The 20,086-nt window shown below is 74.0% G+C and carries 15 protein-coding genes; 12 read left to right on the forward strand and 3 right to left on the reverse strand.

Annotated features, from left to right (window positions below; translation table 11 throughout):
- The first annotated feature begins 30 nt into the window (after positions 1–30).
- From ACZ5Y0_RS04195 to sucD, 6 genes are all read left to right on the forward strand, one after another.
- Complete coding sequence (locus ACZ5Y0_RS04195) at positions 31–2,808, forward strand: DUF5682 family protein (protein WP_469127067.1); 2,778 nt, start codon at positions 31–33, stop codon at positions 2,806–2,808.
- Positions 2,805–3,995, forward strand: a complete 1,191-nt coding sequence (locus ACZ5Y0_RS04200) for a VWA domain-containing protein (RefSeq protein WP_469127068.1) — start codon at positions 2,805–2,807, stop codon at positions 3,993–3,995. The genes ACZ5Y0_RS04195 and ACZ5Y0_RS04200 overlap by 4 nt, the downstream gene beginning before the upstream one ends.
- Before the next feature lie 92 nt (positions 3,996–4,087).
- A complete protein-coding gene (locus ACZ5Y0_RS04205) occupies positions 4,088–5,119 on the forward strand; it encodes a hypothetical protein (protein WP_469127069.1) in 1,032 nt (343 codons plus the stop codon).
- 126 nt (positions 5,120–5,245) lie between these two features.
- Positions 5,246–6,877, forward strand: coding sequence for a hypothetical protein (locus tag ACZ5Y0_RS04210; RefSeq protein ID WP_469127070.1), 1,632 nt, complete (start codon positions 5,246–5,248; stop codon positions 6,875–6,877).
- A 545-nt stretch (positions 6,878–7,422) separates the two neighbouring features.
- On the forward strand, positions 7,423–8,601 hold the full coding sequence (gene sucC / locus ACZ5Y0_RS04215; protein ID WP_467514515.1) for an ADP-forming succinate--CoA ligase subunit beta: 1,179 nt from the start codon (positions 7,423–7,425) through the stop codon (positions 8,599–8,601).
- Between the two features lie 21 nt (positions 8,602–8,622).
- Positions 8,623–9,507 (forward strand): succinate--CoA ligase subunit alpha, encoded by an 885-nt coding sequence (gene sucD / locus ACZ5Y0_RS04220; protein ID WP_363118531.1) that lies wholly within the window; start codon positions 8,623–8,625, stop codon positions 9,505–9,507.
- Between the two features lie 93 nt (positions 9,508–9,600).
- Here sucD and ACZ5Y0_RS04225 read toward each other — a convergent pair whose 3' ends face one another.
- Positions 9,601–10,824 (reverse strand): helix-turn-helix domain-containing protein, encoded by a 1,224-nt coding sequence (locus ACZ5Y0_RS04225; RefSeq protein ID WP_469127071.1) that lies wholly within the window; start codon positions 10,822–10,824, stop codon positions 9,601–9,603.
- Between the two features lie 96 nt (positions 10,825–10,920).
- Between ACZ5Y0_RS04225 and ACZ5Y0_RS04230 the strand changes: the two genes are divergently transcribed.
- Positions 10,921–12,339: a cell division protein PerM gene (locus tag ACZ5Y0_RS04230; protein WP_469127072.1), complete on the forward strand. Its 1,419-nt coding sequence runs from the start codon at positions 10,921–10,923 to the stop codon at positions 12,337–12,339.
- Between the two features lie 270 nt (positions 12,340–12,609).
- On the opposite strand, the gene ACZ5Y0_RS04235 is transcribed toward ACZ5Y0_RS04230, so the two are convergent.
- Positions 12,610–13,404 (reverse strand): hypothetical protein, encoded by a 795-nt coding sequence (locus tag ACZ5Y0_RS04235; RefSeq protein ID WP_469127073.1) that lies wholly within the window; start codon positions 13,402–13,404, stop codon positions 12,610–12,612.
- Positions 13,405–13,728: 324 nt separating this feature from the next.
- On the opposite strand from ACZ5Y0_RS04235, the gene purN reads away from it, so the two are divergent.
- Positions 13,729–14,358: a phosphoribosylglycinamide formyltransferase gene (gene purN / locus ACZ5Y0_RS04240; protein ID WP_469127074.1), complete on the forward strand. Its 630-nt coding sequence runs from the start codon at positions 13,729–13,731 to the stop codon at positions 14,356–14,358.
- Complete coding sequence (gene purH / locus ACZ5Y0_RS04245; protein ID WP_469127075.1) at positions 14,355–15,926, forward strand: bifunctional phosphoribosylaminoimidazolecarboxamide formyltransferase/IMP cyclohydrolase; 1,572 nt, start codon at positions 14,355–14,357, stop codon at positions 15,924–15,926. Before purN ends, purH begins: the two co-directional genes overlap by 4 nt.
- Before the next feature lie 570 nt (positions 15,927–16,496).
- Here the strand turns inward: purH and ACZ5Y0_RS04250 are convergent.
- Positions 16,497–17,168 (reverse strand): hypothetical protein, encoded by a 672-nt coding sequence (locus tag ACZ5Y0_RS04250; protein WP_469127076.1) that lies wholly within the window; start codon positions 17,166–17,168, stop codon positions 16,497–16,499.
- A gap of 281 nt (positions 17,169–17,449) precedes the next feature.
- Here ACZ5Y0_RS04250 and ACZ5Y0_RS04255 point away from each other — a divergent pair, with 281 nt between their 5' ends.
- The 3 genes from ACZ5Y0_RS04255 (at position 17,450) to ACZ5Y0_RS04265 (ending at position 19,987) form a co-directional block, all read left to right on the forward strand.
- On the forward strand, positions 17,450–18,304 hold the full coding sequence (locus ACZ5Y0_RS04255; protein WP_469127077.1) for a bifunctional methylenetetrahydrofolate dehydrogenase/methenyltetrahydrofolate cyclohydrolase: 855 nt from the start codon (positions 17,450–17,452) through the stop codon (positions 18,302–18,304).
- A 76-nt stretch (positions 18,305–18,380) separates the two neighbouring features.
- On the forward strand, positions 18,381–18,851 hold the full coding sequence (locus tag ACZ5Y0_RS04260) for a DUF3017 domain-containing protein (RefSeq protein WP_469127498.1): 471 nt from the start codon (positions 18,381–18,383) through the stop codon (positions 18,849–18,851).
- Positions 18,852–19,108: 257 nt separating this feature from the next.
- Entirely contained in the window at positions 19,109–19,987 is an 879-nt protein-coding gene (locus ACZ5Y0_RS04265; RefSeq protein WP_469127078.1) for a helix-turn-helix domain-containing protein, read from the forward strand.
- Positions 19,988–20,086 lie beyond the last annotated feature (99 nt).

Below are 20,086 nucleotides of genomic sequence, written 5' to 3' on the forward strand. Positions count from 1 at the left end.
CGGTCGGGGAGTCAGGGGGGAGGAGCCGGGATGCCGGACGGTGAGGGAGCCAGCTGCGGCCGGGGGGACCCGGGGGTCCTTGGCCCCGGGGAGGGAGAGGGCGGGGAACCGGAGCCGGTAGTGACCGGGGGCGACGGGGCCGGCGGCCGGGGTTTCGAGGGGAGGGAGGGGGTCGAGGGCCCGGTTCGGGAACAGGAGCAGGCCCCGGACGGGGGCGAGGCGGTCGGCGGCCGGGGCTTCGGGGGGACGGACGGCGCCCGGAGCCAGAGCCGGGACCGGGAGCCGGACGGGGACGGGGTCGGAGTGGTCGGGGAACGGGGAAGCGGGGACGCCGGGGGAGGGACGGACGCGCGGTTCCGGTCGGGCCCCGGGGAGGCCCTGCTGCTCGGGGTGCGGCACCACGGGCCGGGGTCGGCGCGGGCCGTCCGCAGGGCGTTGGACGCCGCCCGGCCGCGGGTGGTGCTCATCGAGGGCCCGCCGGAGGCCGACGCGCTGATCCCGCTGGCCGCCGACGAGGACCTGCGACCCCCGGTCGCACTCCTCGCGCACGCCGTGGACGAGCCCGGACGGTCGGCGTTCTGGCCGATGGCCGAGTTCTCCCCGGAGTGGGTGGCGCTCCGTTGGGCCGTGGAACACGGCGTCCCGGCCCGCTTCATCGACCTGCCGGCCGCGCACACCCTGGCCTGGCAGCGCAAGCCGGACGAGGGCACGGGGAGTGACGGCACGGGGAGCGACCGGCGCCGTGGAGACACGGAGCCCGAGGACCCCGAGGACCCCGAGGACCCCGAGGACACGGAGTCCGAAGGCACGGAGCGCCAGGGGCAACCGCCGGGCGGCGGAGCCCTCCGCGTCGACCCGCTCGCCGCTCTCGCCGACGCCGCCGGACACGACGACCCCGAGCGTTGGTGGGAGGACGTCGTGGAACACCGGGGCGCGGGGCGGCGGGACCCCTTCGCACCCTTCGCCGCGATCGAGGAGGCCATGACGGCGCTGCGGGACAGGTACGGCGCCGCGGGCAGCGAGAGGGACCTTGTGCGGGAGGCGCACATGCGGCTCCGACTACGGGACGCCGGACGTGAGTTCACGGACCAGCACGTGGCCGTGGTGTGCGGGGCGTGGCATGTGCCCGCGCTCCGGCGGAAGACGGCGCTCACCGCCGACCGGGCACTGCTGAGAGGGCTGCCCAAGGTCAAGGCCGATCTGACGTGGGTGCCGTGGACCCACCGCAGGCTCGCACGGGCCGGTGGGTACGGCGCCGGTGTCGACTCGCCGGGATGGTACGCGCACCTGTTCGCCGCGCCCGACCGGCCGGTGGAGCGGTGGCTGACCAAGGTGGCGGGCCTGCTGCGCGAGGAGGACCGCATCGTCTCCCCGGCGCACGTCATCGAGGCGGTACGGCTGGCCGGGACACTCGCCGCGCTGCGCGGCCGCCCGCTGCCCGGCCTGAGCGAGACGACCGACGCCGTGCGGGCGGTGCTGTGTGAAGGCTCGGACGTGCCGCTGGCGCTGGTGCGGGACCGGCTGGTCGTCGGGGACGTCATGGGGGAGGTGCCCGCCCGCGCGCCCGCGGTGCCCCTGCGGCGCGACCTGGACCGGCTCCAGCGCCGACTGCGGCTGAGACCGGAGGCGGTGGAGCGGGAACTGGAACTGGACCTGCGCAAGGAGACCGACGCCGAGCGCAGCAGGCTGTTGCACCGGCTGCGGCTGCTGCGGGTGGAGTGGGGTGAACCGGCGGTCTCGCGGGGGAGCACGGGCACGTTCCGGGAGACATGGCGGCTGCGCTGGGAGCCCGAACTGTCCGTGCGCGTCGCCGAGGCCGGCGTGTGGGGGACGACCGTACTGGGCGCCGCCACCGCCAAAGCGGAGGCGGACGCCGTCGCCGCGCGGGGCCTCGCCGAGGTGACCGCCCTCGCGGAGCGTTGCCTGCTGGCCGGGCTCCCGGACGCCCTGCCGACGGTGATGCGGGTCCTCGCCGACCGGGCGGCGCTGGACACGGACGTCGGCCGTCTCGCCCAGGCGCTGCCCGCCCTGGTCCGCTCGCTGCGCTACGGCGACGTCCGCGGCACCGACACCGGCGCGCTGGCGCACGTCGCCGCGGGCCTCGCCGAGCGCGTCTTCGTCGGCCTGCCGCCGGCGTGCGCGGCACTGGACACCGACGCGGCCGAGGAGATGCGCGGCCATGTGGACGCGGTGCACGGCGCGGTGGGGCTGCTGGAGGAGGCGGCCGGAGCGGAGCGGGCCTCGCTCCACAGCCGGTTGCGTGACCGCTGGCGGGCGGTGCTGCGGGTGCTGTCCGGCCGGGACGCCGTGGCGGGAGCCGTGCGGGGCCGGGCCGTACGGCTGTTGCTGGACGACGGGGAGCTGGCCGGGGACGAGGCGGCGCGGCTGATGGGGCTCGCGTTGTCGCGGGGGACGCCGCCGGCGGACGCGGCCGCCTGGATCGAGGGCTTCGTCGGGGGCGGGGCCGGCGGCGGGCTGCTCCTCGTGCACGACGAACGGCTGCTCGGTTTGGTCGACGGGTGGCTGGCGGGCGTGTCGGCGGAGGCGTTCACGGACGTACTGCCGTTGCTGCGGCGGACGTTCTCGGCGTACGAGGCGGGGGTGCGCCGGACGCTCGGGGAACTGCTGCGACGAGGGCCGGGGGAGAGGGGGCGCGTGGTGGGTGCCGGCTTCGGGACCGCCGGGTTCGCGGACGGCCTGGACGCCGGGCGCGCGGACGCCGTCCTCCCCGTCGTGCGCCTGCTGCTGGGACTGGACGGGGAACAGCGGGAAGGCAACGACATCGACCTGACGGGGGCGCGGACATGATGTTCGACGAGACGGAGGCGGACCCCGAGCGGGAGCGGCTGCGGCGCTGGCGGCTCGTCCTCGGCGGCGGCGAGGCGGACGGCACCGAACACGAACTGTCCGGGAACGACGCGGCGATGGACGGCACCCTCGCCGCGCTCTACGGCAAGGGGGACAGGGCGCGGACAGGGCGGGACCGTTCGGCGGGGCTCGGGGCGTCGGCGCCGTCGGTGGCGCGCTGGCTCGGGGACATCCGGACGTACTTCCCCTCCTCCGTCGTCCGGGTCATGCAGCGCGACGCCATCGATCGGCTCGGACTGGCCACGCTGCTGCTGGAACCGGAGATGCTGGAGGCGGTGGAGGCCGACGTGCACCTCGTCGACACACTCCTCTCCCTCGGCAAGGCGATGCCGGAGACCACCAAGGAGACCGCACGGGCCGTCGTGCGCAAGGTGGTCGAGGACCTGGAGAAGCGGCTCGCCACCCGCACCCGCGCCACCCTCACCGGCGCCCTCGACCGCAGCGCCCGGATCGCCCGGCCCCGCCACCACGACATCGACTGGAACCGCACGATCGCGGCCAACCTCAAGCACTACCTCCCCGAGTACGGGACGGTCGTGCCGCAGCGCCTCGTCGGGTACGGGCGCGCCTCGCGGTCCGTGAAGAAGGAGGTGATCCTCTGCGTCGACCAGTCCGGATCGATGGCTGCCTCGGTCGTGTTCGCCTCCGTGTTCGGGGCGGTGCTGGCGTCGATGCGGTCGATCAGCACCCGGCTCGTCGTCTTCGACACGGCGGTCGTCGACCTCACGGACCAGCTCGACGATCCGGTGGACGTCCTGTTCGGCACCCGGCTCGGCGGCGGCACCGACATCAACCGGGCGCTCGCCTACTGCCAGTCGCAGATCACCCGGCCCGCCGAGACGGTCGTGGTGCTCATCAGCGACCTCTACGAGGGGGGCATACGTGACGAGATGCTGAAGCGGGTCGCGGCCATGAAGGCGTCGGGGGTGCAGTTCGTCGCTCTGCTCGCACTCTCCGACGAGGGAGCGCCCGCCTATGACCGGGACCACGCCGGCGCTCTGGCGGCGCTGGGCGCCCCCGCCTTCGCCTGTACGCCCGACCTGTTCCCCGAGGTGATGGCGGCGGCGATCGAGAGACGCCCCCTTCCCGTGCCGGACCCGGACACCGCACCCTCAAATGGGACATGACTACCCATCGGTAACAGGGGGCTTGCGCTACCTCGGGACTCCCGTGCGAGGATCGACCGCCTCGTTTCGTCGCACGGGAGGTTCCTCCCCCCTTGACCCGTCCCGCTCTCCGTCCCGCCGTCGCCCTGCGCATCGCGCTGCGCGGCGCGGTGATGCTGGGCGGGTTGTTCGCGCTGGGGCTCCTCTTCGGTGGGTCGGCACAGGCGGCGGACGGAGCGCCGGCCGCTACGACGGCGCTTCCCGCGGTGACGGTTTCCCCGGCGAAGGCGGCCACCGTCTCGCTGTCGGAGGCCCTGGCCGAACCGTCCCCGCCGGACACCCTTGACGCGCCGGCATGGACGCCGACGCCGGCGTCCATGCCGGCATGGGCCGCCTCGTCCGAGGAGGCGCCGTCGGATTCGGACGCCGTGACGAACCCGGTCGTTCCCGTTCGGGAGCGGGTGGTGAAGTCCGTCGGTCAGGTGCTGGAAAGTGTGAGCGGGGAGTTGGCGGAGGCGGGGCCTGCGACATCGCTGCCCGGCGTCTCCGGACTGCCGTCGCTTTCCTCGCCGGGCTCCCTCCCCGGACTGCCGTCGCTTTCCTCGCCGGGCTCCCTCCCCGGACTGCCGTCGCTTTCCTCGCCGGGCTCCCTCCCTGAGTTGCCGGACGCCCCTTCGCTGCCGTCCCTTCCGGCGCTGCCCGTGCCGCAGCCGGGGCTCACCTCGCCGGTGACGGTGACGGTGACGGTGACGGTGACCTCGGTGCCCGTGGCATCGGATGCCGTCGTCCCCGGCCCCGGACCGTGCTCCGCGACCGTTGAAGCGGCGGCTCCGCAGTCGTCGTACGGGCCCCGAGGCGTCGTGAGCGAGGCCCAGGTGGGGTCGGTGGCGCGCGACGGTGGGCAGTCACGTGCCGGGCATGCCGGGACCGGCGGTCATGGGCCCGTGCGGGGGACGCCTGCCGGGGTGCCCGACGGCGCGCCGGGCCGCGCTTCCCTGCTCGACGGCGGGGCACGGCATGCCGACGCGCACGCCGTGACCCCGTTTCACCGGGTGCCGCTGCTGCTGGTGCCCGGCAGTGCCGTGCGTACGGACGCGGCCGAGATCAAGGACAGGTACCGGGACATCCCCGTCTTCCCCGGATAGGGCAGGGCGCGCTCCCTCCGCCGGCGATCTGCCGCGCGGGGTGGAGACACGTCGCCCGCCGGCCCGGAGCCCGTGTCTGTGCTCCGAAGGCCGGATGTCTTCCAGTCTCAAGGATCTGACGTACGCATGAACAAGAACATCCGTCGTTCCCTCGTCATAGCCGCCGGTGTCACGGGCGCGTGGGCGCTCGGCTCCACAGCGGCGAGCGCGGACGAGCTGCCGGCCTCCTCCCTCACCCTGCCGGACGTGACCTGCGGGGTCGACGACACCCTCGACGGCGCGCCCGACAGCACACTCGGCGACACCCTCCCGACCACCGACGTCACCGGAAAGGTCACCGACGCGGGCGCCGTCGTCCCGCGGGCCGCCGAGGTCCGGGGCGCGCAGGCGATCCAGGGCGCGCGGGCGGCCGCGGAGGCCCGCTCGGAGATCCGCCCCGAGGGCATGGCCACCGATGCCACGCACACCGTCACCACCACCGGGCTCGCCGGAGAGGTCAGCGACGCCGACGCCCCCGTCGCCCTCGGCGCTCCCGTCACCCCCGTCGCCCTCGGCGCTCCCGGCGCTCCCGGTCTTGCGGCCGCCCCGGCGGCCGGCGCCGACGTCGACTACCTCTTCGGACCTCTCGCCGCCTTCGCGCCGGAGGTGGAGCAGGCGCTGGCCGCCGTGCGGACGAAGCGCGCGCCGGCCGTCCGAGACACCGCGGAGGGGGTCGTCCCGCCGGTGGCCGCCTCCGCGGTGGACGGGGCGGGACCCGTGGCGACCGGCGCGGTGCGCGGAACCGTCCCGGTCGTCGGGCAGGCGGCGCACGGCCTGGCTCCCGTCGGCGGGCACACGGCCGGTGCGGCGACCGCGCTGGCCGGCGGGGTCGTCGGCGAAGTCCAGCCGGTCGTCGGCGGAGCGGTGCGGGGTCTGCGGCCGGTCGCCGGGGGCGTCGTCTCGGACGTGCCGCCGTACGCCACCGGGCTCGTCGGCGAGGTCGCCCACGACGCGACGGGCGCCGTACTGCCGCCCGTGGCGCACACCGCCGTGCGGGCCGCCGTCCCGGTCGTCGGGCGGGCCGCCGCGGACGCGGCCACGCTGGTGTACGACGTCGGCGGCCAGGCCGGTTCCTTCGCCCTGGGCGCCACCGGCACGGTGCACGGCTTCACCGCGGCCGTGGCAGCCCCGGTCACCCCGCTGGCCACGGACCTGACGGCCCCCGTGGCCCCGCTCGCCGGGGACCTGACCGCGCCCGTCGCACCCTTCGCCCAGCAGGTGACGCGACCCGTCGTGCCGTTCGCCCAGGACACGACGGCCCCGGTGGTGCCGTTCGGGCACGCGGTGACCGCAGCCGTCGGCGCCCCCGTCGTCGCGCTCGCGCACGAAGTGGCCGCTCCGGTGGTGGTGTTCGCCCAGGACGTCACGGCCCCGGTCGGCCCCTTCGCCGGGGAGGCGACCGCGCCCCTGGCACCCTTCGCGGCGGAGGCGACGGCTCCGGTCGGACCCTTCGCCCACGACGTCACCTCCCCTGTCGAACCCTTCGCGCGGACCGTCACCCGTACGGCCGACGGGTTCGCCCAGGACCTGACGTCCCCGGTCGGGCCCTTCGCCCGCGACGTGACCGGTGACGCAGGTTCATCGGTGTACGGCCTGGCCGGCACCGCCGGTTCCGCCGCCCACGCGACCGCCCGCCACGCCCTGACCGGCGCCGCGGCGGCTGTCGACGCGGTCGCCCCCGGACCGGTGCGCGACGCCGCGCAGACCCGCCGCAGCTGATCCACCGGCCCGCCACGCGACGGGTGCACCCGTGCACCGCGCCCCGCGGGCCCCGCCCACTCCCCGTCGGCCGCTACGACGCCGTCGGGGCGCCCGCTCCGCGGGGAGAGGGCCCGGACGGCCGAAAGCCGTCGGTCGTGTCGGGCCGTACGCACCCGCGGAACAGGGCCGGTCGTCCCCATCGGGGTGGGGACGACCGGCCCTGGGCCCCTCCGGGGCTGCGCACGGGGCCTCACCGGGCCAACCCCAGCCCGGTGAGGCCCCTCTCGCTCCGCCCCCGCCCCGTCCCCGTTCATCGCACGTCTCCTCACAGGCGGCACGGCGTGCCAGTGATCCCGGCATCATGTGACAGGTATCACCGCTCAGGTGTGACCCTCGATTTAGAGGCCCCCCGCAAGCAGCGATAACCTGCGAGACGGACATGCCGCGCGCTCGGACACCGTGTGCGCCTCCCTTGTGACTGACAGACGGCGGACGTCACGTTGCCCTCGCGGCACGCCCACGCAGACAACGAACCGCGAGATCACTGATAGGGACGGAAGCGCGTGGACCTGTTCGAGTACCAGGCGAGGGACCTCTTCGCCAAGCACGATGTACCGGTGCTGGCCGGTGAAGTCATCGACACGCCTGAGGCGGCCCGCGCAGCCACTGAGCGTCTCGGTGGCAAGTCCGTAGTCAAGGCCCAGGTGAAGGTCGGCGGCCGTGGCAAGGCCGGTGGCGTGAAGCTCGCCGCCACCCCGGACGAGGCCGTCGCCCGTGCGACGGACATCCTCGGCATGGACATCAAGGGCCACACGGTCCACAAGGTGATGATCGCCGAGACGGCCCCGGAGATCCTGGAGGAGTACTACGTCTCCTTCCTCCTGGACCGCACCAACCGCACCTTCCTCTCCATCGCGTCCGTCGAGGGCGGCATGGAGATCGAGGAGGTGGCGGCCACCCGCCCCGAGGCCGTCGCCAAGACGCCCATCGACGCCAACGAGGGTGTGACCCCCGAGAAGGCCCGCGAGATCGTCGAGGCCGCGAAGTTCCCGGCCGACGTCGCCGACAAGGTCGTCAACGTCCTCGTGACGCTGTGGAAGACCTTCATCGAGGAGGACGCCCTCCTCGTCGAGGTCAACCCGCTGGCGAAGGTCGCCTCCGGCGACGTCATCGCCCTCGACGGCAAGGTCTCCCTGGACGAGAACGCGGACTTCCGCCACCCCGACCACGAGGCGCTCGTCGACCACGCGGCGGCCAACCCCCTCGAGGCCGCGGCCAAGGAGAAGAACCTCAACTACGTCAAGCTCGACGGTGAGGTCGGCATCATCGGCAACGGCGCGGGTCTCGTCATGAGCACCCTCGACGTCGTCGCGTACGCCGGTGAGGCCCACGGTGGGGTCAAGCCCGCCAACTTCCTCGACATCGGCGGCGGCGCCTCCGCCGCCGTCATGGCGAACGGCCTGGAGATCATCCTCGGCGACCCGGACGTCAAGTCCGTCTTCGTCAACGTCTTCGGTGGCATCACCGCCTGCGACGAGGTCGCCAACGGCATCGTGCAGGCGCTCCAGCTGCTGAAGGACAAGGGCGAGGAAGTCACCAAGCCTCTCGTCGTCCGCCTCGACGGCAACAACGCCGAGCTGGGTCGCAAGATCCTCTCCGACGCCAACCACCCGCTGGTGCAGCGCGTGGACACCATGGACGGCGCGGCCGACAAGGCCGCCGAGCTCGCGGCTGCGAAGTAAGGAAGAGGGACAGACACAGCCATGGCTATCTTCCTCAACAAGGACAGCAAGGTCATCGTCCAGGGCATGACCGGTGCCACGGGCATGAAGCACACCAAGCTCATGCTGGCGGACGGCACCAACATCGTCGGTGGCGTGAACCCCCGCAAGGCGGGCACGTCCGTCGACATCGACGGCACCGAGATCCCGGTCTTCGGCACGGTCGCCGAGGCGATCGAGAAGACGGGCGCCAACGTGTCCGTCCTCTTCGTCCCGCCGGCCTTCGCCAAGGCCGCCGTCGTCGAGGCCATCGACGCCGAGATCCCCCTCGCGGTCGTCATCACCGAGGGCATCGCGGTCCACGACTCGGCCGCGTTCTACGCGTACGCCGTCTCCAAGGGCAACAAGACGCGGATCATCGGCCCGAACTGCCCCGGTCTCATCACGCCGGGCCAGTCGAACGCCGGCATCATTCCGGGCGACATCACCAAGCCGGGCCGTATCGGCCTGGTGTCGAAGTCCGGCACGCTGACGTACCAGATGATGTACGAGCTGCGTGACATCGGCTTCTCGTCCGCCGTCGGCATCGGTGGCGACCCGGTCATCGGCACCACGCACATCGACGCGCTGGCCGCCTTCGAGGCCGACCCCGACACCGACCTGATCGTCATGATCGGTGAGATCGGTGGTGACGCGGAGGAGCGTGCCGCGGCCTTCATCAAGGAGAACGTGAAGAAGCCGGTCGTCGGCTACGTCGCGGGCTTCACCGCGCCCGAGGGCAAGACCATGGGCCACGCCGGCGCCATCGTCTCCGGCTCCTCCGGCACGGCCGCCGCGAAGAAGGAGGCCCTCGAGGCCGCCGGCGTCAAGGTCGGCAAGACGCCGACCGAGACGGCGAAGCTGGCGCGGGAGATCCTGGCCGGCTGAGCGGTTCTCTTCGGCCGAGCGTCGGTGGGCCCGTCCCCTTGAGGGGCGGGCCCACCGGTGTGTCCGGACGGTGTGCCTCCCGCGGTGTCCGCGTCAGCGGGGCTCCGGCAGGAGTTTCTCGGGGCCGTTCGCCGCTTCTGCCCGGAGTTTGGCCCTGAGGGCGAGTTCCGCCGTCGAGAGGTTTCCGGGCGCCGATCTCGGGGGGACGCCGCGGACGGTCTCGCCGGGCGGCACCGGGGGTTCGTAGCGGGTGGGGGCCGAGTGCAGGGTCAGGGCCGTCGCGCCGATGATCGCCACCGTGACGGCGATCGCCGCCCTGGTCCAGAACCGCGCTCGGCGCTCGCTGCCCATCCGTACCGTCGGGGGCTTGGCGGCGCGCAGGCGTTCCGTGGACGCCGTCCGCGCCAGACGGCGGTGCAACTCGCCCGGTTCCGCCAGATCCGGCAGACGGGAGGCGATCGCCGCGCGCGCGTGCAGCAGGCGGCTCGCCGCCGCCGGGGTGCTCGCCTCCGTCTCCGCCGCGGTCTCCGGCAGCCCCAGGCCGACCCCGTCGTACAGCAGGAGGGTGCGGCGGTAGGACGGCGGAAGTGTCAGGAGCGCGTCGAGGAGGGCGCGGTCGGCGGCGTCCGCCGGCGGGGGTTCGGGGTGGCGGTAACGGGGGCGGAACCGATGCCAGGGCGACAGCGCGTACTCGTACGCCGTCGCCCGGACCCAGCTCGCCGGGTCCGGGTCGACAGCCACCTCGGGCCAGCGTTGCCAGGCGACCTGGAAGGCCTGCTCGACCGACTCGCGGGCCAGTTCGCGGCGGCCGGTGAGGAGATAGGCCTGGCGAACAAGGGCGGGGGCGCAGAAGGCGTACAGGGCGTCGAAGGCCTGAGCGGGGGTCAGAGGGGCGGAGGCCAGGGATGGTGCGGCGAGTGGGGCGGTGCGGGCCGGGACGGGGCTGGGGGCCGGAGTGGGTGTGACGGTGGGGGTGGCGGTGGGTGTGGGAGGGACGGTGGGTGTGGGAGCGACGGTCGGTGTGGGCGGGCGGGGTCTCCCGGTTCGGACGGGACGCGTCGTCAGCTCTGGCGCGGGCTCCTCGTTCTGCGGGGCCGTCACGTCCGCCGACGGCTCGACCGACAGCGAGGCCAGCAGTTTTCCGTACGACTCCCTCTTGCGGCCGCTCGGAGTCGAGCGGCCGGTCTCCCATGCGCGCACCGTCTCCCTGCTGACGCCCAGCCGTGCCGCCAGCTGAGCCTGCGTCAGCGACGCCTTCTCGCGCAGCCGTCGGCGTTCTTGGGGTGGGGGGAGCGGGGTGTCGAAGCTCTGCGTCACAGGGCACCCCTTCGTACGAAAAAGTACATAAACGTATATTGAGCGACACAACGGGGGTTCGCCTGTTACGGCGGGAAAGCGCGTGTCGTTGGGACCATGGCGGGCGTGATCCGGATGACCGCTCGCCGTTCGTCGTTGTCGCTCCTTCTCGCCCGCACGCGGGACCCTTCCCCCGGGCTGACCGCCGGACTGCTCGCCGGTGCGCTGGCGGCGGGGCTCGGGCTCGGTTCGTTGGCCGCGCTGGTGATGCTCCTGTGGATCAGCTCGCCCTACCCCGACAGCGGGCCCGGCGGCGCGCTGCAAGTCGTCGCCGCGCTGTGGCTGCTGGCGCACGGGGTGGAACTGGTGCGGGCCGACACCCTGTCCGGCGTTCCCGCGCCGCTCGGCGTCACGCCCTTGCTGCTGTTCGTCCTGCCGGTGTGGCTGCTGCACCGGGCCGCGCGGGACACGGTGGACGGGGACGAAGGCGCTCCCCTGGTGAGCGCGCGTACCGCGTGGGCGGGGGTCGTCCTCGGGTATCTCGCCGTCGCGGCGGTCGCCGTGGGGTACGCGGCCGGGGGCGCCCTGCGGCCCTCCTGGGCCTGGGCGCTGCTGTACCTGCCGGCGGTCGTGGCCGCCGTGGCGGGGGTCGGGGTGTGGACGGCGTACGGGTGTCCCTGCTCGCCGGTGGAAAGGGTGCTCGTGCTGCTGCCGCGCGGGGTGCGACGGCTGGTGCTCGGGGTGGAGGGGCGCGAGCGGGTGGGGGTGGCCGTACGGGCGGCGGGGGCGGGGGCCGCGGTGCTGGTGGGGGGTGGGGCCTTGCTGGTGGCGGTCTCGTCGGTGTGGCACATCGGGGCGGCGCGCGGGGCGTTCCTGGAGCTGGCGCAGGGGTGGGCGGGGCGGTTCGCGGTGCTGCTGCTGTGTGCGGTGCTGGTGCCCAACGCGGCGGTGTGGGGGGCCGCGTATGCGGTGGGGCCCGGGTTCGTGGTGGGGGTCGGGCATCCGGTGGCGCCGTCGGCCTCGGATCCGGCTCCCGTGCTGCCGCCGTTCCCGCTGCTGGCGGCGGTGCCGGAGGCGGGGGTGGGCGGGGGGCTGAACTGGGCCGCGGGGGTGGTGGCCCTGCTGGCCGGGGTGGCGGTGGGGGTGTTTGTGGCTCGGGGAGCTGTGCGGGCCGGGGCCGGGGGCTGGTCCTGGAAGCGGACCGTGGGGGTGGTGGGGATGGCGGGGTCGGTGTGCGCGGTCGGGTTCGGGGCGTTGGCGGGGATGGCCGGGGGGCCGCTGGGGGTGGGGAGCCTGGCCCGGTTCGGGCCGGTGGGGTGGCAGGTGGGGGCGGCTGTGGGGGCGTGGGCGGTGGGAGTGGGGCTGCCGGTGGCGCTGGTGTTGCGGGGGTGGTGGGGGCGGGGGGCGGTGGCGGTCGCTTCGGTGTCCGTGCCCGCTGCCGCGCCCGGCCCCGATGCCGAGCCGTACGACTTCGAGCGGGAGGAAGGGGTCGAGCCGTACGACTTCGAACGGGAGGAAGGCGCCGGGACGCCGTGAAGGGCGTGAAGGTTCCCGCCCCGCCGTCCCGGCGCCTTCCCGCCCCGACCTTGCGCCCCCCGGTCGTCCCGCTGCCCCTTACCGTCCGCCCCCGCCGTCCCTCGCTGTCGGCCTCAACGGTCTCTTCCTCGACCTCCGCCGAAGGGGGCGCCCCCGGACGGGCCGTTACAGCCTGCCGTTTCGGGACGGTGCCCCCCCTCGAGCACAGCCCGGCGTGGGGGGGGGAGGGTGGGGCAGCGTCCGGGGTGCTGGGGCGGAGCCCACCGGCTCCTAGCGGTTGCCGCCCAGTACGTCCCGGAGCTGCTCCGGCAGGAGGTCGTTGCAGGCCTGCTTGGACACGTTGGTCAGGGCGTCGTCGGTGCAGGTGTAGTAGTCGCTGTAGACGAGCCGCGCGGTGAAGGTGAGGGCCACCAGTGCCAAGGCCAGGGACGCGGTGACAAGGCCGCTGACGGCTGCCGTCGTCTGGGGGCGGGCGGGTGGCCCGGGGTTGTCCGGGTCGGGGGTGCGCGGCTTGGCGCGCAGCGCGCTGATGCCCCAGTTGAGGGCCAGCGCGCCGAGCAGCAGGGCGACGTAGGGCCAGCCGAAGAGGGCGAAGAAGAAGGCCCACATGCCGCACAGCAGGGCGTAGCGCGCGCGGCGCTGGGACGGGTCCTTGGGGTCCCAGCGTGGGGGGTTGGGGGCGGAGCCGGGGCCGCCGTCGCCCTCGGGAGGGCTGCCGGGGCGCTCGCCGAAGCCGCCGCCGGAGCGGCCGGGCTGGCGGTCGCTCCACTGACTGCCCCAGGGGGAGTACCCGGAAGGGCTGTCGCCGGAGGGAGGCTCGCCGCCGCCCTGGGGCGGGCGGCGCGGCTGCCAGGGGCGGTCCGGGGTGCCCTCCGGGGGCGGGGCGAAGGGATTGTCGTCCTTCGGCGAGGAGTCCTTCGGCGAGGGGCCCTCGCCGCCGTTCTCGCGGCCCGTGGTGGCGGCGGGCGGGGTGGCTGGGCGCTCCCGCAGCAGCACGGCGCCGCGCTCCCCTCCCTGTGGTGACTGCGGGGGGAGCGTGAGGAGTCGCAGACTGCGGTCCGGCATCAAGAGAGCGTCTTCCCCTAAGTATCACGACGGCGGTCACGGCTCGGCGGCCGAGGCGACCGAATACGGCTGTCCGGTGTGAGCGGTCACCTGGGAAACGCTCCGCACGACGACCGCGTTCCCGAGCCCGCTCGCCCCAGACGCTACCTTCCGGCCACGCCCCCGTCCCGAGGGGGACGTCCGGTGTGCCGGTATCGTTGCTGACGGTCGGCCGCTTCGTAGACTTCCCCGTATACCGGGACGCGAAGCATTCGTACGAATGCACAAGCGCGGCGTCGCGGAGCGGGCCGACGGACAGACGCTCCCCCGAGAAAGGGCCCCATCGTGGCCGCCAAGCCCGTGGCCAAGCGCCTCGTCGTGCTGGTCTCCGGTTCCGGTACGAATCTTCAGGCGCTGCTCGACGAGATCGCCGCGACCGGTGTCGAGGCGTACGGCGCCGAGATCGTGGCCGTGGGCGCGGACCGGGACGGCATCGAGGGGCTCGCACGGGCCGAGCGGGCCGGCATCCCGACCTTCGTGCGCAGGGTGAAGGACCACGAGACCAGGGAGGCGTGGGACGCCGCCCTCGCGGAGGCCGTCGCCGCCCACGAGCCCGACCTCGTGGTGTCCGCCGGGTTCATGAAGATCGTCGGCAAGGAGTTCCTGGCGCGGTTCGGTGGGCGGTTCGTGAACACCCACCCCGCCCTGCTCCCCAGTTTTCCCGGTGCCCACGGGGTGCGGGACGCGCTCGCGTACGGCGCCCGGGTCACCGGCTGCACCGTCCACTTCGTCGACGACGGCGTCGACACCGGGCCGATCATCGCGCAGGGGGTCGTGGAGGTCCGGGACGAGGACGACGAGAGCGCGCTGCACGAGCGCATCAAGGAAGTCGAGCGAAGGCTGCTCGTCGAGGTCGTGGGGCGCCTCGCCCGCAACGGCTATCGCATCGAGGGACGAAAGGTAGTTATCCAGTGACCGCCGAGAGCAACGAGAGCACCCAGCGGCCGATCCGTCGCGCGCTCGTCAGCGTCTACGACAAGACCGGCCTCGAGGAGCTGGCCCGCGGGCTGCACGAGGCCGGTGTCACCCTCGTCTCCACCGGGTCCACCGCCTCCCGCATCGCCGCCGCCGGCGTCCCCGTCGCCAAGGTCGAGGAGCTGACCGGCTTCCCCGAGTGCCTGGACGGCCGCGTCAAGACCCTGCACCCCCGAGTGCACGCCGGCATCCTCGCCGACCTGCGGCTGGAGGACCACCGGCGGCAGCTCGCGGAGCTGGGCGTCGAGCCGTTCGACCTCGTCGTCGTGAACCTGTACCCGTTCCGCGAGACGGTCGCCTCCGGCGCCTCGCCCGACGAGTGCGTCGAGCAGATCGACATCGGCGGGCCGTCCATGGTGCGCGCCGCCGCCAAGAACCACCCGTCGGTCGCCGTGGTCACCAGCCCCGAGCGCTACGCCGACGTCCTGACCGCGGTCAAGGGCGGCGGCTTCGACCTGGCCGGCCGCAAGCGGCTCGCCGCCGAGGCCTTCCGGCACACCGCCGAGTACGACATCGCGGTGTCCTCCTGGTTCGCCTCCTCCTACGCCCCGGCCGACGACTCGCCGTTCCCCTCGTTCCTCGCGACCAGCCTGGAGCGCGCGCACACCCTGCGCTACGGCGAGAACCCGCACCAGCCCGCCGCCCTCTACACCGCGGGCACGGGCGGCCTGGCGGAGGCCGAGCAGCTGCACGGCAAGGAGATGTCGTACAACAACTACGCGGACACGGACGCCGCCCGCCGTGCCGCCTACGACCACGCCGAGCCGGCTGTCGCGATCATCAAGCACGCCAACCCGTGCGGCATCGCGATCGGCGCGGACGTCGCCGAGGCGCACCGCAAGGCGCACGCCTGCGACCCGCTGTCGGCGTTCGGCGGCGTGATCGCCGTCAACCGGCCGGTCAGCAAGGAGATGGCGGAGCAGGTCGCCGAGATCTTCACCGAGGTCATCGTCGCGCCCGCCTACGAGGACGGCGCGCTGGAGACCCTGGCCAAGAAGAAGAACATCCGCGTCCTGCGCTGCCCCGACGGCCCCGCCCACCCCGTGGAGGTCAAGCCGATCGACGGCGGTGCCCTGCTCCAGGTCGCCGACCGCCTCCAGGCCGAGGGCGACGACCCGGCCGGCTGGACGCTGGCGACCGGCGAGGCGCTCACCGCCGACGAGCTGGCCGAACTGGCCTTCGCCTGGAGGGCCTGCCGGGCCGTGAAGTCCAACGCGATCCTGCTCGCCAAGGACGGCGCCTCGGTCGGTGTCGGGATGGGTCAGGTCAACCGGGTGGACTCCGCGAAGCTCGCCGTCGAGCGGGCCGGCGCGGAGCGCGCGCAGGGGTCTTACGCGGCCTCCGACGCGTTCTTCCCCTTCCCGGACGGGCTGGAGATCCTCGTCGAGGCCGGGGTGAAGGCCGTGGTCCAGCCGGGCGGTTCGGTCCGTGACGAGCTGGTCGTCGAGGCCGCGAAGAAGGCGGGCGTCACCATGTACTTCACGGGGACGCGGCACTTCTTCCACTGATCGGCTCCTTCGCCGATCGGCGGGTGACGTGAGGGCGGGCGGTCCGGCACGGTGCCGGACCGCCCGTCTTCGTCCGCCTCCGTCCGTCGTCCACGCCGTCGACGCCCGGTGGCGCAGGCGCGCGCAGGACTCGGGCGGACGCGCCGCCAGTCGTCGCCCAGCCCCCGTCTCCCCCCCCGCGGGTGTCGCACCGCCCGGCCCGCGGTACGCAGGCTCCACGGTGGCGGCACGGGAGGCGGGCAGGTACCTCGGACGTCTCGGGGCGCTGCCGGCCGGACGGCGTGTGCTCCTCGAGGCAGGGGTGGCGTGGTCGGCGTGGTCGCGGTACTTCGGGGGGAGTCCGTCCGCGTCGTCCACCCTCTTGTGCGAGGTCCGGCAGGCGGCGGGGAGAAGCGCCCGGCGGTCGGCGGCCCAGGCGCGTGGCGCGATCCGGCACAGGTGGGCAGGGCGACGCGAGGGGGGCCGTGGCGCCCTGGGGGCGGGTCCGGCACGGCCCTCGCCGTGCACGGCCCTCGGGCGTGCACGGCGCGAACCGTTCGGCGCGCGCGGCGCGGTGGGCGCCCCCGGTGATCAGTAGCGGTGGCGCTGGAACCAGCCCGCGCTCTCGCGCTTCGCGGCAAGGACGATCAGGAGGACGGAGACCGCCATGAGGATCAGGCCGAGGCCCCAGTAGGCGAGCATGAAGATGCCGGTGACGATCGCGAACGAGCCGTAGACGATCGAGCAGACGCGCACCGTGTTGCCACCCTTGGCGTACTGGAGCAGCAGGATCAGGCCGAGGACGGCGAACACCGTGGCCAGGCAGAGGAAGAACACGACGACCCCCTTGCCCAGGTCGGCGAACTCCTCCGTCTCGGGGTCGCCGGTGATGCCCGCCTCCGTCATCACCTCGTCCCACTGGGTCAGGAAGTAGACGTACGCGCCGGCGAGGATCGCGTGCGCCAGGGCGATCACGCCCACCAGGATCTGCGCGACCCGGGTCGGCCGCGGCATCTCCACCGGGCCGCCGGGGTGGTAGCCGCCCTGGTACCCCGGATCCCCGCCCGGGTACTGCGGGTACGGCTGCTGCGGGTACGCCTGCTGCGGGTACGGCGGCTGCTGGTACGGCGACTGCTGGTACGGCGGGGCCTGCGGGGCGCCGTGACCGGGGGCGGGCGGCTGCTGTGGCCGGCCGTGGCCGGGAGTGGCCGGAGGCTGCTGGGGCGGCGGCCCGTAGGGGTTGTTCGGCTCGCCGAAGCTCATGGCGGTCCTTCCTCCGTGTGCGCTCGGGTGCGGGGGCGACGCGCGGCACGTGCGGAGGAAGGTCGTACGGATGCGGTGCGTCCCCCCGGTACTGCCCGCGGCACTGGGCCTCAATCGTTCGTCAGCGGCCGGTTCGTGTCCAGCCGGTCAGCCCGGGTGTTGTGCAAGTGCAACCCCGTGGATCATCGCCGCAATGATCGTCGCACCGGGTCGGGGCGGGGCCCCGGCGGCGGAGTCACCCGGATTGGAACAGGGAGGGCGTCATCCGGGAGGATGGGTCCATGACCGCCCAGATTCTCGATGGCAAGGCCACCGCGGCCGAGATCAAGTCGGACCTGACCGCCCGCGTGGCGGCGCTGAAGGAGAAGGGCGTCACGCCCGGCCTCGGCACGATCCTCGTCGGGGACGACCCCGGCAGCCAGAAGTACGTCGCCGGCAAGCACCGCGACTGCGCCGAGGTGGGCATCGCCTCCATCCAGCGCGAACTGCCCGGCACCGCCACGCAGGAGGAGATCGAGGCGGTCGTCCGCGAGCTGAACGAGGACCCGGACTGCACCGGATACATCGTGCAACTCCCGCTGCCCAAGGGCATCGACGAGAACCGCGTCCTCGAACTGATGGACCCCGCCAAGGACGCCGACGGCCTGCACCCGACGAACCTCGGCCGCCTCGTCCTCAACGAACCCGCCCCGCTGCCCTGCACCCCCAACGGCGTACTGACCCTGCTGCGCCGCCACGGCGTCGAGATCAGGGGCGCCGAGGTCGTGGTCGTGGGACGCGGCGTCACCATCGGCCGCTCGATGCCGCTGCTGCTGACCCGGCGCAGCGAGAACGCCACGGTCACCCAGTGTCACACCGGCACCCGTGACCTGTCGGCGCATCTCAGGCGGGCGGACATCATCGTCGCCGCCGCGGGCTCCGCCCACCTGGTCCGCGCCGAGGACGTCAAGCCGGGCGCCGCCGTCCTCGACGTGGGCGTCTCCCGGAGTGCGGAGGGCAAGATCGTGGGCGACGTCCACCCGGACGTCCGCGAGGTGGCCGGATGGATCTCCCCGAACCCCGGCGGCGTCGGCCCGATGACCCGTGCCCAGCTGCTCGTCAACGTGGTCGAGGCGGCGGAGCGCAGTGTCGGCTGACAACGGCAACCACCCCGACGGCGCCCCCGACGGCGCCACCGATGCCACGGACCGTGCCGAAGGCGGTGACGCGAACATGTCCGCCGAGGAGAAGGCGTTCGTGGAGCCCGTCGCCCGCGGCCCGGTCAGCGCGCCCGACGCGGACGGCACCCCGCGCCGCGTCACGCGCCGCTTCCCCCTGTTCACGAGGGACACCGCCCGTCCCGAGGGAGGCGGCCGGGCCGCGCCCGGAGACGCCCCGGCCCCCGCCCGGCAGTGGCCGATCCTCTCCGTCCTCGGCCTGGTCGCCGTGGGCCTGCTGGTGACCGCCTTCGACCAGTTCCGCGTCGGCACGATCCTGATCGGCGCCGCCCTGCTCGCCGGCGCGGCCCTGCGCTGGGTCCTGCCCGGCGTCGGCATGCTCGCCGTCCGCTCCCGCTTCACCGACATCGCGACGTACGGCGTGCTGGGCGCGGCGATCGTCCTGCTGGCGCTGATGGCCCAGCCCAGCCCGTGGCTCCAGATCCCCTTCCTGAAGGACACCCTGCACTTCACCGTCGACGGCTGACGTCCGAGCGCACGCGTACGGCGGCCCGTCCTCTCCCCCGAGAAGGACGGGCCGCCGTCGTGTTCCACGCTGCCGCACCGTGAACGACCTGTTCAACGCCTGGCCGTGCGCTGTGGCACAGCGGTGACCGTTCCGCCACCGTGTACGCGCCCCGCCACAGTCGAGCCCGGTCCGGGAACCGATCCCGCCGGCAGAGCCGTGGCGTCCGGCCGGGCGCTACCGTGGCCGCAGGGGGACGCGGCTGAGGAGGGGGATCGATGCCTCGCTGGGAGGACCTGCCGGACGCGCTGGATCCGCAGGTCGGGGAGTTCGTCACGCGCTTGCGCCGGATCGCGGACGGCGCCGGTGCGAGCGTCGCCACGCTCGCCGACCGCACCGGCTACGGCAAGGTGTCCTGGGAGCGCTACCTCGACGGTCGGCTGCTCGCCCCCAAGGGCGCGGTCGTCGCCCTGGCCGAGGTCACCGGCACCGACCCGATCCCGCTGGTCACCCTGTGGGAACTGGCCGAGCGCGCCTGGAGCCGCTCTGAACTGCGCCACGGCAACGCCACCGAGGCCGTACGCCTCTCCCGCGCCCGCACCGTGACGGCCCCGGCGCCGGGTGGTTCCGAGAACGCTGCGGCACACCCACCGGCCGCCGCCGGCCGCCCCGCGCGCCGCCCCGCGATGTTCCTGGCGGGCGCGCTCGGCGCGGTGATCGTCGCCGTGGGCGCCTTCCTCCTGACCGACGGCGGACCCGCCGAGGGGAACCGGACCGCGGCCGGGACGCCGGTCCCGTCCGCCACTCCCACCCGCGTCCTGCCTCCGGGCGTGCTGTGCGCCGGCCCGGACTGCACCGGCAGGGACCCCGAGGAGTCGGGGTGCAGCGGCGAGCACGTCACCACGGCGCACAGCGTCACCGTCGGCACGACCCTGCTGGAGGTCCGCTACAGCGACACGTGCGGCGCCGCCTGGGGCCGGATCGTCAGGGCGGTACAGGGGGACACCGTCCGGGTGACGGTGGGTCATGTGCGGCAGACCGGCGGCATCACCACGGTCGGCGAGACGATCGCGTACACCCCGATGGTGGCGGTGAAGGAGCCGGGCGAGATGCGCGCGTGCGTGGAACTTGCCTCGGGGGAGCGGGGCTGTACGTAGGGCCTTGGGGGGGGGGGGGGGGGGGGGGGGGGGGGGGGGGGGAGGTGGAGGAGGAAGGAAAAAGGAAAAGAAGAAAAAAAAGAAAAAAGGCAGAACCAA

Source organism: Streptomyces sp. NPDC033216, from assembly GCF_055577115.1.

Bases quoted from the DNA above. Each gene is read 5' to 3' on its own strand.
- ACZ5Y0_RS04195 (WP_469127067.1), top strand. From the start codon at position 31: ATGCCGGACGGTGAGGGAGCCAGCTGCGGCCGGGGGGACCCGGGGGTC.
- ACZ5Y0_RS04200 (WP_469127068.1), top strand. From the start codon at position 2,805: ATGATGTTCGACGAGACGGAGGCGGACCCCGAGCGGGAGCGGCTGCGG.
- ACZ5Y0_RS04210 (WP_469127070.1), top strand. From the start codon at position 5,246: ATGAACAAGAACATCCGTCGTTCCCTCGTCATAGCCGCCGGTGTCACG.
- sucD (WP_363118531.1), top strand. From the start codon at position 8,623: ATGGCTATCTTCCTCAACAAGGACAGCAAGGTCATCGTCCAGGGCATG.
- ACZ5Y0_RS04230 (WP_469127072.1), top strand. From the start codon at position 10,921: ATGGCGGGCGTGATCCGGATGACCGCTCGCCGTTCGTCGTTGTCGCTC.
- ACZ5Y0_RS04235 (WP_469127073.1), bottom strand. From the start codon at position 13,404: ATGCCGGACCGCAGTCTGCGACTCCTCACGCTCCCCCCGCAGTCACCA.
- ACZ5Y0_RS04250 (WP_469127076.1), bottom strand. From the start codon at position 17,168: ATGAGCTTCGGCGAGCCGAACAACCCCTACGGGCCGCCGCCCCAGCAG.
- ACZ5Y0_RS04255 (WP_469127077.1), top strand. From the start codon at position 17,450: ATGACCGCCCAGATTCTCGATGGCAAGGCCACCGCGGCCGAGATCAAG.
- ACZ5Y0_RS04260 (WP_469127498.1), top strand. From the start codon at position 18,381: ATGTCCGCCGAGGAGAAGGCGTTCGTGGAGCCCGTCGCCCGCGGCCCG.
- ACZ5Y0_RS04265 (WP_469127078.1), top strand. From the start codon at position 19,109: ATGCCTCGCTGGGAGGACCTGCCGGACGCGCTGGATCCGCAGGTCGGG.